Genomic DNA, 11,221 nt, shown 5'->3' on the forward strand with positions numbered 1-11,221 from the left:
ACAGATTTACCCACTGCTAGATTCTCTCCCTGATCATCGACTGCCTGTAATTGAACGGATTTCACTTGATACATTGGAAAACGAACGAATACACCACTTGCCTGACGAGGTACAACATCTTGCTGTGTTGTTTCTATTTTTAAATTTATTGGTAGGTTTAGGGTATCAACTGCTACACTATTATGCTGATATGGATTTAGACGATCCAATAGCAAATATCCTTTCTGATTAGTTTTACCAATCAAACGATTCTCCATACGCACCGGTACGCTAGCAATATTATCTGTTGAGACAATAGCAAATGAACCGTTACTCAAACGTGTGGGGAGTATCACATCTTTTAGAATAACTAAACCTCCGTTGACTGAGGCAAAAGCGCTGGTATTATTTTGTTGGTCTGATGCTGTATGTTGCACATTTAACTGTGCTAACCCATAGCGACCGAGATAGTCGATCTGCCCCTGAAATTGTGAGTATTGATCTGTACGATTGGCCATGGCTTGCCATCCCATCCCTCCCTGATCTTGATTTAGCGCATGCATTATATTGAGACCAAACTGTTGGTTATCATGACTACGCTGTATTGATGCTGTGGCTGAGTTGCGTTGCGCCCAAGGGATATTAAGTGATAGATAGTAACTATCTTTTTTATTAATTAAATCATGACTATAACCTAAATTCATGTTCATACGTCGCGGCAAGATATAAGACCAGTTCAGCAATACAAACTTACTCTCTTGCTCTGTGTATTTTTGCTGGATATAGCTACTTCCCAACTGACCAATTTTAGTATTAAAACCTATATAAAATTGGTCTGATTTACTGGCAAATGCCGCATCATTCAAGCTGGCAATGTCATTAAACTCACCAAACTGTCGTAGTCCATTATAATTTAAACTTATTAATGTAGAGTTCCAGCTATAACCTAGGCCTAATAATTGTCCATGTTGCTCAGGTGTACGACTATAAGCATAAGAGAGATTAAGCTGTCCTGCACGTTTGCCTAATTGATAGAGTGTGCCTAGTCCTACCTGTTGCAATTGATCGGTCAATTCAGTATGTGTTTCCAGAGTAAGTTTATTTGATATTCCATAACGATAGCTCCCACTAAATGCAGGATCTTGTGCATAATCAAATGAAGATAAGCCATAATTTAACTTTGGATAACCTACATTAAAAGACCAGTCATTTAAGCCTTGTGCGAGTAGGTTATTTGTACCATATAAGGGAATACTCAGTACTTGCTGTTGGCCATTAATATCTGTAATGACCATTTGTGCATTGCCTGCACCTGTAATACTCGGTACTGATTGAATATCAAATTGCCCAGGTACTATATTTTCTGAAAACTGCTTAATACCATTAATTATTAGATCCACTTGTGATGGTAATGCTACCTGGCCTTTAAAACTCATTAAGGGAGTCGTCACGGTATAGGGTTGTAAAGCGAAATTTTTCGATAAGCTAAGACCACTCAATCGAGTAGAGCGTGTCCATGATAGTGCATTACTTTGTGCATCACCTAAACGTAGTCTAAGCAATTTTTCTGGGATATCTTTTTCCCAATATGTATCCAGTATATGATGATTTATAAAGGCATTATCTTGATATTGGTAGTTACCAGAAAGGCTGAATACCCCACCAAATAGCCCAAAAACACGAAATTCATTCCAACCATTTAAAGAAAATATATTCTCATACTGCTGAGCAAAAGCAGTGTAATTGAGTAAGATACCTGTTTTTTCATGCAATGGATTAACTTTTGCAGCAGGCAGATGCTGATAGCCATATTGATGTTGACTGCTTAACAGTGTAATAGGTACTTGGATTGAGATTTTTTGATTGAGGTCGTCATATTTATAGCTTAGCCCTTCAATCTGATCAAGTGCGATATAGGATACCTGATCAATTATGATTGGTTCTATCTCGGTAGTAATGGCGAAATTTTTTAAGGAAGCTACATCAATATAGAGTTGCTGATCTTGTTGTAAAAAATGACCAATTTGAATCTGTGTAGACTGATTTACTTCTACATCCAAATACAATTCCTGTTGAATCGCACTGGCTATATTGGATGAGTATTGTTCTGCAAATGTTGTCGGTGCTGTGACCAGCATCATTCCTGCAAGTATAAAATTGCTTGCTCGAACATTCAATGATCAGAAACTCCCTATCCCTAAAGCTTATTTTGTATTAGGGAGATAATGGTAGAGTTTGTTCACGAAGATCCATATTAACTACAGCTATAAACTTTCCACCACGCGTAACATTTATATTATTTGGAATTTTCCATTGCATGCTTTTCCCACTAAGTACATAACCCATCAATCCCATTTGAATTGGTATTTTTTTGCCTTGCGCATCCATGTAGGCAAACTGACTAAAGCGCTTATAATGACCAGACTGATTGTTGATTGTTAGTGTTTGCTTATTATATTTAAAGCTCATACCTTGCAGGGATGTTATGCCTTGATCTGTATCATTAATGTCCGATACTTTTAAAAAAACAGGAATGGAATATTTGAGTAACAATTGTAGACCACTTTGTACATTAGTCTGGGAGTTAGGTAATTCATCCACGATGAGGCGATAAGCTTGTTCAGTCGTATTTGCTATTTGAGTATTGCGGATCAATCGAACCAATTGCCGTTGTCCGGCAGGAATGCTAATGACCATAGGACTAGCAATTAGATCTTTGGAGTTTGTTAAAATATCTTGTTGATTGCTTTGTGTCCAAGCGTTCACTCGTACTTGTGCACGAATACTCTCATTACCTGTATTGGTCAACCAAAGTTCTTTGACTTTTTCTTGCGGTGAAAATTCTAATAAAATAGGCGCAACTTGCAAACTGGCAGCATGCGCCTGTGTTATAAAAATACTAGCTGCCAAGATTCCTGCACCACAAATGTGGAATACATGAGAGAATTTGGCTGGCTTTTTCATGTGGACTCTTTACGATAATAAAAATTAATAAGTTACTGTGGCTGTGACGGTATCTGCATAGTTACCAGCGCGTACATTTGTAGAGCCAGATAATTTAGCAACTACCGGGATAGGCTGTACACTACCTGAACCAGTTGCAGAATATCGATTATTGTCGTTGTCCCACTCTGCTGTATCACTGGATGCTTTAAATAATTGATAAGCAATGCTAGACGTAGGGTCAGTCGTATGAGTCATTTTTCCACTACTAGATAAACCAACGCTGTAGGGTGTCTGACTGGTACAGGTTACATTTAGATTACCTGTTTTATCTGTTGCTGCGATACCACTATTTACTTGACCAAAATCGATATCTGTAGCACTGATCGCACATGTTGATACAACTTCAATTTTAACTTGGAAGGTTGTATCCGCAACTTTAGTAGAAGCATTCGTCTGTCCTGCTATAAATAATCCAGAAGAAGCTAATAATGCGGTAGTGATAAAGTTTTTCATATAAGGGCCTATTAATAATGAAACAGATGGTTTTTTTAAAAACTTGCTGTTATTTTTTAATAGTTTCATAAAAAAATTTTACTACTAAAAAATAGAGTGTGAAACATATCACATTTTATGACTTTTTCAATATTTATTGACGTTATTTTAAGCGACTTTAACTCGTATCCTGGACGGCACACCCGACGCTGATTTAAGAAATCTAAATAATAAAAAACCCCGGCATCCTGCCGGGGTTTTTTATTGTCGCTGATTGTGCTGTTGTACCCTCTGGTCCATGTGCAATAACTTATAATTTTTGTTTTATGTTATGGAACTTCCTGTTCCTGATGAGTTCATCATAGGAAAGTTCCAGTATCCTAGATAGCCGCAAAGGGCCGAGATTCACGTAAGCCTGAGCGTACAAAATAGCCTAAATTTTATCCCCAGCAATTGGGGATAGTTTTGGAACTTGGATCCGTATGAAATGGGCACTGATTACTAAATCGATCGTTTTTTAGCCAATTTTCCTGGCAAAATGTTACAGATTCGCTTAAAAACTCACCAACTTATTACAAAAGCCATTTTTTGTGCATTTTGTGATTAGGGTTAAATTTTTAAGTATTTGATTTTTATATTAATATACAAATGTACTTCGTATAATCGCCATTATGTTAAATAAATGTATGTGCTGGTTCTTGTACCTTGTATTTCATATGTAAAGTCTGACTTTTTAGTCCATTTCTTTTTAGATATGCTTTCATTTCAGAAGTAAAAGTTCTTTTTACTTTATTAAACTCATGAACTTTAATTAATCTATCTTTTTTAACTTCTTGAATAAGTTTCTGTGTTGTTTGAAGCTTATTCATTCTAGCAAATTCTCCCATCATCATTAATTCTTTATGCTGATTCGCAAGAATTAACTTTTGTTGTGAAAGAAAATATAAAGTTCCACTTCCAACTAAAAAAAATAGAAAAATTGCGCTAATAATTAACTTCATAATTATCTCAATAAGCTCCTATACCAGCTTGTTCAAAAATACTTCTTAATGTTCCTATATCGAGATCACCATGATCTGGAATGGTAATTTTTCCTTTTCTAATAGGATGCTTGAAATGCTTATGGCTACCCTTTTGGCTATCGAAATACCAGCCAAGAGATATAACTAACTTTAAAACCTGTTTTGTTTTCAATCTTTTAAATTTCATGTTATTCCCCTTAAAAGATAGGGCTCTAAAGCCCTATCTTTCAAACTTATTCATATCTAGGCTAGAAAAAAATGGGTGGAAATGGAGGTCTTGGTAAAAGAACCTCTATAAAACCTTTCAATGTGTCTTGCATTTCTTTTCTCCTACTTAAGGCTTTCTTTTACTGTTTCTTTGATAACTTCTGCTGCGATGTCGATTAAGATGTCTAACATTGTTGTTTCCTTTTTGGAAATATTTACTGTGTAAATAATGCTATAATAAAAATATTTCTTGCGTCAACTTGTTTTTTCAATTATTTTTAAATTAGTTTTTAGGAGTCTTTATGAAGAAGTACAATTTGAAAGTTGAGATAAATGATGTAGCTGGAGCTACCTTATCTTATATACGTAATTTGCGAGGAGTTAACCAACGTGAGTTAGCCTATGCATTGGTTACAACAGCATCCTCTTTATCTAAATATGAAGCTGGTATTAGAACTATTTCTTTAGAATTATTATTAAGCTCAGCAAGCTTATTAAATTTGACGCTCTTGGAGTTAGTGTCTTTTATTGATCGAACAGTTAAAGAGCTAGATGCTCAGCATATTTATGTTTATAACGATAAAGAAGTTCCAACTCGTTTAGAAGAAGATGTTCTGAATCCTGAGCTTGATGAGAAGAATACAGTCGATCATATATATTCTAGTGAGAGTTATGAGATGTTACGTGACTCTTATCGAACTGTAAGAAAGTTTGGGTGTATTAATAAAGGATTTAATATTCCGTTCAGCGATGAGGATGGCGATGCTAAATTAGAAGACCGATTAGCTGATTTATATCGTCTAGATGCTGGTGATATCGTTAAGTTTTTGGAAAGAAATAAACTTTTTACTGAAGAGTTAAAAGTTTAATTTTTCTAAAATTAACATAATACACGTTATACGAAATGAGTTATAATTGTCTTTATTAATCAATGGTATATATCATTTTGATTGGCCCGTATCCTCCAGATCGGGCTTTTTTATGCATTTTTCATGTTCCACGCTTATTATTTAATCAAAGTTTCACGACTTTGTTCATATCAGTTAAACAATCGTGGTTAATCATAGGGTCTAAAAAAACGGCTCCAAAAGCCTCTTTTCGGTTGCTCCGGTTCAACATGCTCCGGTACTGGAATACGCTTATTTTCTTTTTGATCTGGAGTAGTCAATCCGTCATGTTTGTCGTTATCTACATTCAATGTAGATTCTACTTGAGATGGACTAGATTGAGCTGAAGTTGGTGTGGGATGAACCTGAGTTGGCTTCATTTCAATTAGGGTAAGTAATGTATCGATACGAGAATTTGCTTTAGCTTCGCGATCTTCTGCTTTTTCTAACTGTTTCTTTAGAAAATCGATCTGATTCTTTAGTTCAATAACTGTATTGTCTGTGTATTCAGGTGTATTTATAGTTTGTGTTGGAGACGTATCAGTGTGTTTTGAGTGTTTTCCACTAAAAGGTTCACCGTAAACGCGGAGTAACTCAGAGAAGTCGATAGAGCCATCATGATCACGACTTAACACCCCATTTTTTATATCTTTATAAAGTGTAGCACGAGATTTCTTATACAGTGTGGCTGCATCACTAACACTGTATTTTGTACTTGTTTTCATAGTGTATTGCTGTGTATTTAGGATACGTATTGAAGAATACAATAAGTGTATTCTTCAATACACTCAAGCTTTAAACCCTAAGTTCTTTAAGTGTGGCAAAAACTGCTGTTGTTGGTGAGGGTTTCTAAGCATATCCTTAATTTTAGCAGCTAAAATCTCATAACTTTCACCTTCTGAGGCTAAATGGGAAAGCTCATGTAAACGTGATAATTGATTCCCGAATAGATTAATTTGAGCATCAGATAGCTGATAAAAATCTTTCGAGGTATGTGTTATAGATTTAGATTTTTCTTTAAAAGAAAAGATAATATGAGTGACTTTACGCCCTGTTTTTTTCTGCTCATAAGTGACTTTTAGAGGGCTGTATTCATTGATTTGGTCTATAGCAGTGTCAATTACTCGTTTCTTGAAATCAGCGAATAATGGGTACTTTTTACCGAGTTCTAACATTGTCCGTAAACTCTCAACAGAAATTTCACGCTTACCTATTTGCCGATATTGAACCAGTAGTTCATAGATACGAATACCGTATCCACTATTGATCCCAGCAATGTCTGATAAGGCATATTTGGTGAATTCTCTACTTAGATTGGAAATGAATGGCAGAATGGGTTTTGAAAAACGGATTCCAATGACACTTTGACTATCTAAAAATTGGATTTCTTGCACCCATCTCATTTTTATAGATTTATCATCAATACTGAGATTAATAGACCTCTCATAGAGTCTATTAATACCTTCCTTTAAATCTCTGTATGCAGTTTTCTCATGTACGCCCAATTGTTTTAATTCATCGACGCTAACAGGGTATAACTCATCATCTGTAATAAGCTGATTTTTGGGAATCCGTGAAATGGCAGCTAAGACAATTCGTTGCTCTACGGCACTTAATTGATACGATGCTTCTATTACTTGATTTGATTTTACAACGTGATTTTTATTCAAAACAAAACCATTGATTTTTCTAATATATGACAAATATATACTTGTCATAGTTGGTAGTCAATCCGTCATAGTTAAGTAGTCAATCCGTCATAGTTAGTAGTCAATCCGTCATAGTTAGTAGTCAATCCGTCATATTTAAACGCTGAAACCTTTGCTATATAAGGCACAGAGACAACTGAAAAGATTTAAAAGATTTAAAATATATTAAAAAGGGAAGAATGAAAAATTGCCCTTGGTTTTCGCTACGCTCAAACTCTATTGAACTTCGCTAAAGCTCAGTTCGTTGGGGCAATTTTTTGGCTAATACCAATCTGGAATTTAATAAAAAGCAAAAGCAACTCGGAATTCGCTTCGCTCATAAATTTTTTATGCTCGCTTCGCTCGATCTAGGTTTAAAGATCTGCATCTAATTTCTTATTGTTCTAAGTTTTCATTTTTAAAAGAATGTTTTTCAGAGAGTCTAGGCGCGACTTTTCTTTGTGTCGCTCGTAGACACTCGCTAAAAACTATTGTAAATCGTCATATTTTGCGTTTTTAGCTCTGTTTACAGGTTTTTATAGTGATAGGTAATTTAAAAATAAAAGAAGCTTAAATCGCAAATAAGAGCGTTCTATGGTGATTAATCAAATTGGTGAAAACCAATTTTGAAATTGATATCTGCATGTGCTGACGCTCGATTTATGGAACTCTTATTTACAGAAAAACCATCATTGATCAAAAAAAACACTATTTTATAAAAATCTTGTTTTTTGTTCTTTTTTAATCAAAGATAAACTTTTATGCTTTCCGCATAAAAGTTATATTTTGATTAGATAATGATCTACTACACAACAACGAAAACGGACTGTCTTCTCAGTCTTATGCAATGCATTTCGAATGGAAGTGCTAAGTTTTGGTTTTCTGATACTGTGCCTTTTTCAAAGTTCCATCATGTGCTTCCAAAATTAATTTTGGAGTATGGCCTCGATCTGACTGAATCTGAGCGTAAGAAAAAATCGGACTACGGGGAACCAGTATGGAGTCTGGTCATCAATTATGATCCGGCCAAAAATGAGGTATTTCAGTTTTGGTTATTTACTACAGGCTATAGAGAAGCACGGAGAAGTAAGCTGACTTTAAAAGAAATACTTGCCAAAAATTCGAGCATGGTACAGAAGCAAAAGTTGAATAGTCTTTTGACCACGAAAAAAGAAAAACTGTTGCGCTATGGGGATTATGTACTGGGACAATACATTGAGTTTAGTGATCTTAAGCCACAATTTTCTCGGGTTTATTATCATCCTGAACGCTTTGGCGTTATTTTTAATGTTCATGCCAAGCGTGTAAAAACTATTGATAGTAACCAAGATCTGGTTTATCGGGTGTTTAAGCCTTTTAATGCCTCTGATGTCAGGCGTTTTTCCAGTATTCAACGTATTTTTGGCTTTGCTTTTTTAGAAAATGAACATACCCGTTGGAATCAGGCATCCGTGAGTGCATTTTTACTGCAACGGTTTGGAATTAAATTTAACGATGACGTGAGCTATAACGAGCGGTTGAAAGAGCTAACTCGTGCATTACGCGGGGTTCGTAAAAAGCATTTGGAGTTTTTTCAACGATATTCTCAGAAGAAAATCCGTTTTACCTGGTATCTATCGCAAGAATTTATGCAGTCGGCAACGCGGGAGTTGAATAAAAAAATTGATTTAATTTCAACTGAACAGGCTGATCGTTTGAAAGAAGCCACTTTTAGATTGAGTTCTAAGGGGAATTTTCATGGTACACGTCATCAAATTGGCACGTTACAGGCTAAAATGAGATCGATATTAAATGCCCGAAATCCCGAGCAGAAGAAGCTGAATCAAATGTATTTTCCAAAAAACTTACACTATGTACGCTTCACTGCCAAGAAGGCTTGGAGTATGAAAGAGTTTGAAGTGGCTTGTCGAAATGCAGATCAGATTTATTTGAATAAACGGAATAAGCAAAAGCCTAAAGATCAACGATTAAGAAGAGACAGAAAAAAATGCTAAAGCTTTTTTTCTTAAATTTCGCATAAGAGATTTTATGTTAAATCTAGCCTGTTTGCCCTTTTATTTTTGAATTGTTTACTAGATGGCAGCATAGTTGAGTAAAATCGAATAATATGATTAGAATCATGAAATTTAGTGCGTAATCCAGACTATTACTTTAAATAGTTACCTTTTTACTCTCTACAATTCAGATTAATATAATTATCTATATTGGATATAGGCACATTCAATGAAAATTTTTAAATATTCATTTGTAATTCTAGCTGTAGTTTCAGTCTCTGCTTATACCATGAGTGACCGGCAGTCCACACAGTTTCAGGTCAAAATAAAAGTCAATGAAATTTGTGATATCGGCACAGGTTCTACTTCTAATATAGATTTTGGTACGATTTCTCGTAATACCCAAAATATCCAGGCAACGGGTAGTCTAAATGTTTCATGTACTAATGGTACGCCTTACAATATTTCACTAAATAGTGATGGTACACTAAAGAATACTCAGGATGCTTCCTTGAAGCTTTCATATCGACTTTATCAAGATGCATCTATGAGCAAAGAATGGGGAAACAGCTCTGAAAATCGTTTTTCACAACACGGTACAGGACAAACTCAAAATATTACCATTTGGGGGAAAGTGCCTGATACTAACGTTCCTGCCGGTCAATATATAGATACAGTTACTGCTACGATTACCTATTAAATATAGAGTTTTCTAATAAGTTAAAGTCACAGTAATGGTATCGGAATATTTCCCTATACTGCTAATGCTTTGCGATGGGACCATCGCATAAATAGGGATAGTCTGGTGGGTTACAGAATATGAAGTATCCGCCTGCCAAATGTTCGAGTGACTTGGATCCTGATATAAACCGTATTGAATATAACTTCCTAAAGAATTTTTCATACGTCTTTGTGAGCCCAATGGATTTAGACCATTATTTAAACTTACCTTCATATTGGTACCCATTGGACATGCTAACTGAATAGTCCCTGAACGATATAAAGTATTATTCAATAGCTCCACTGAACCAAAATCTATATCTGATGCAGATAAAATCAAACAGCTATTTTCATAGTTAGAATTGACGACTATATTGTTAGTTGAGCTATTTTGACTAGCTAGAGCTTCTAAATCTGAAGGTACTTCTAAGCCATAGCGATAAGCATAGTATAGCTTTATGGAAGTACTATTGGTTTTATAGGAGCCGGCAGGTACATTTTGTCCTGCAAGAACTTGACCATACATTTTGACCAATGTACTCGGACTTCCTGTATTAGCACCTACTTGAACAGACTGGCACTGAGCTGTATTTTTAGCGTCTGAGTTTGGTATCTTGCGTGTTCGTGCGACATCATAATATAAGTTATAATTTAATAAGGAAGCAGGATAGTTATCATAGTTAATCATTGTGCGAGGATCTTTAGCCGCTGGATCTATACTATCAACTACCATACATATCTTATATGTCACGGGCTGACTCCAGTTTGAATTACATGTTACGGTAATATCCGTAGAAGCTGTCATCGAGCCTTGAATGTTCGCTGTGCCTAGGCTTAAATTACCTCCACTTACCCAGCAACTCTCTGCATAAGCAGATGAAGAGCATATGCTATAAGCTAAAAACAATAAGCTCATACAAGCTAAACGCTTGATGAGGCCATAAGCTTTGATTCGGTTAAATTGATGAGTTATTGACATACCACCCTTCCTAAATCGCTAAAACCTTCAAGAGTGGAAACTTCAGGAAGATTCACTTGGCATTGCTTAAGCTCATCGCCAATATATAATTTATTATTTTTCACATCATCTAAATATACAATACCATCATGAGCTACAATGGTTTTAGGAGGCTGCTGTATTGATGGTTGAATATCCCAAACAGATTTACCCACTGCTAGATTCTCTCCCTGATCATCGACTGCCTGTAATTGAACGGATTTCACTTGATACATTGGAAAACGAACGAATACACCACTTGCCTGACGAGGTACAACATCTTGCTGTG

General features: G+C 35.5%; 11 protein-coding genes and 1 pseudogene. 3 read left to right on the top strand and 9 right to left on the bottom strand.

The window, feature by feature from the left end; translation table 11 throughout:
• From FTU03_RS15300 to FTU03_RS15320, 5 genes are all read right to left on the bottom strand, one after another.
• Positions 1 to 2,156: fimbria/pilus outer membrane usher protein (locus FTU03_RS15300; protein ID WP_180169986.1), on the bottom strand; the 2,156-nt coding region annotated here is incomplete at its 3' end.
• Positions 2,157 to 2,193: 37 nt separating this feature from the next.
• Positions 2,194 to 2,943, bottom strand: a complete 750-nt coding sequence (locus tag FTU03_RS15305; RefSeq protein WP_145755959.1) for a molecular chaperone — start codon at positions 2,941 to 2,943, stop codon at positions 2,194 to 2,196.
• A 24-nt stretch (positions 2,944 to 2,967) separates the two neighbouring features.
• Positions 2,968 to 3,507 carry a spore coat U domain-containing protein gene (locus FTU03_RS15310; RefSeq protein WP_179993432.1) on the bottom strand — a complete coding sequence of 180 codons (540 nt, stop codon included), beginning with the start codon at positions 3,505 to 3,507 and terminating at the stop codon, positions 2,968 to 2,970.
• 584 nt (positions 3,508 to 4,091) lie between these two features.
• Positions 4,092 to 4,418, bottom strand: a complete 327-nt coding sequence (locus FTU03_RS15315; protein WP_179993433.1) for a hypothetical protein — start codon at positions 4,416 to 4,418, stop codon at positions 4,092 to 4,094.
• 7 nt (positions 4,419 to 4,425) lie between these two features.
• On the bottom strand, positions 4,426 to 4,626 hold the full coding sequence (locus tag FTU03_RS15320) for a type II toxin-antitoxin system HicA family toxin (RefSeq protein WP_218945583.1): 201 nt from the start codon (positions 4,624 to 4,626) through the stop codon (positions 4,426 to 4,428).
• A gap of 322 nt (positions 4,627 to 4,948) precedes the next feature.
• Between FTU03_RS15320 and FTU03_RS15325 the strand changes: the two genes are divergently transcribed.
• Positions 4,949 to 5,515 (top strand): helix-turn-helix transcriptional regulator, encoded by a 567-nt coding sequence (locus FTU03_RS15325; protein ID WP_179993434.1) that lies wholly within the window; start codon positions 4,949 to 4,951, stop codon positions 5,513 to 5,515.
• 188 nt (positions 5,516 to 5,703) lie between these two features.
• Here the strand turns inward: FTU03_RS15325 and FTU03_RS15330 are convergent, their stop codons facing one another.
• Both FTU03_RS15330 and repM read right to left on the bottom strand, forming a co-directional pair.
• Complete coding sequence (locus tag FTU03_RS15330) at positions 5,704 to 6,258, bottom strand: plasmid replication DNA-binding protein (RefSeq protein ID WP_179993429.1); 555 nt, start codon at positions 6,256 to 6,258, stop codon at positions 5,704 to 5,706.
• A gap of 63 nt (positions 6,259 to 6,321) precedes the next feature.
• On the bottom strand, positions 6,322 to 7,251 hold the full coding sequence (repM, locus tag FTU03_RS15335) for a replication initiation protein RepM (RefSeq protein WP_179993430.1): 930 nt from the start codon (positions 7,249 to 7,251) through the stop codon (positions 6,322 to 6,324).
• Between the two features lie 812 nt (positions 7,252 to 8,063).
• Here repM and FTU03_RS15340 point away from each other — a divergent pair.
• Both FTU03_RS15340 and FTU03_RS15345 read left to right on the top strand, forming a co-directional pair.
• Positions 8,064 to 9,215 (top strand): hypothetical protein, encoded by a 1,152-nt coding sequence (locus FTU03_RS15340; protein ID WP_179993435.1) that lies wholly within the window; start codon positions 8,064 to 8,066, stop codon positions 9,213 to 9,215.
• A gap of 229 nt (positions 9,216 to 9,444) precedes the next feature.
• Entirely contained in the window at positions 9,445 to 9,915 is a 471-nt protein-coding gene (locus tag FTU03_RS15345; protein WP_166134623.1) for a spore coat U domain-containing protein, read from the top strand.
• A gap of 12 nt (positions 9,916 to 9,927) precedes the next feature.
• Here FTU03_RS15345 and FTU03_RS15350 read toward each other — a convergent pair whose 3' ends face one another.
• Both FTU03_RS15350 and FTU03_RS15355 read right to left on the bottom strand, forming a co-directional pair.
• Positions 9,928 to 10,914 carry a spore coat U domain-containing protein gene (locus FTU03_RS15350; RefSeq protein WP_145755957.1) on the bottom strand — a complete coding sequence of 329 codons (987 nt, stop codon included), beginning with the start codon at positions 10,912 to 10,914 and terminating at the stop codon, positions 9,928 to 9,930.
• Positions 10,905 to 11,221: pseudogene (locus FTU03_RS15355) on the bottom strand (fimbrial biogenesis outer membrane usher protein); the annotation flags it as partial. The pseudogene FTU03_RS15355 and the gene FTU03_RS15350, both read right to left, overlap by 10 nt.

This window comes from Acinetobacter sp. YH12046 (genome assembly GCF_013419905.1).
Lineage (GTDB): Bacteria > Pseudomonadota > Gammaproteobacteria > Pseudomonadales > Moraxellaceae > Acinetobacter.

Excerpts from the sequence above, each read along its gene's own strand:
- FTU03_RS15305 (WP_145755959.1), bottom strand. The coding sequence starts at position 2,943 with ATGAAAAAGCCAGCCAAATTCTCTCATGTATTCCACATTTGTGGTGCA.
- FTU03_RS15310 (WP_179993432.1), bottom strand. The coding sequence starts at position 3,507 with ATGAAACTATTAAAAAATAACAGCAAGTTTTTAAAAAAACCATCTGTT.
- FTU03_RS15315 (WP_179993433.1), bottom strand. The coding sequence starts at position 4,418 with ATGAAGTTAATTATTAGCGCAATTTTTCTATTTTTTTTAGTTGGAAGT.
- FTU03_RS15320 (WP_218945583.1), bottom strand. The coding sequence starts at position 4,626 with ATGAAATTTAAAAGATTGAAAACAAAACAGGTTTTAAAGTTAGTTATA.
- FTU03_RS15325 (WP_179993434.1), top strand. The coding sequence starts at position 4,949 with ATGAAGAAGTACAATTTGAAAGTTGAGATAAATGATGTAGCTGGAGCT.
- FTU03_RS15330 (WP_179993429.1), bottom strand. The coding sequence starts at position 6,258 with ATGAAAACAAGTACAAAATACAGTGTTAGTGATGCAGCCACACTGTAT.
- repM (WP_179993430.1), bottom strand. The coding sequence starts at position 7,251 with ATGACAAGTATATATTTGTCATATATTAGAAAAATCAATGGTTTTGTT.
- FTU03_RS15340 (WP_179993435.1), top strand. The coding sequence starts at position 8,064 with ATGCAATGCATTTCGAATGGAAGTGCTAAGTTTTGGTTTTCTGATACT.
- FTU03_RS15345 (WP_166134623.1), top strand. The coding sequence starts at position 9,445 with ATGAAAATTTTTAAATATTCATTTGTAATTCTAGCTGTAGTTTCAGTC.
- FTU03_RS15350 (WP_145755957.1), bottom strand. The coding sequence starts at position 10,914 with ATGTCAATAACTCATCAATTTAACCGAATCAAAGCTTATGGCCTCATC.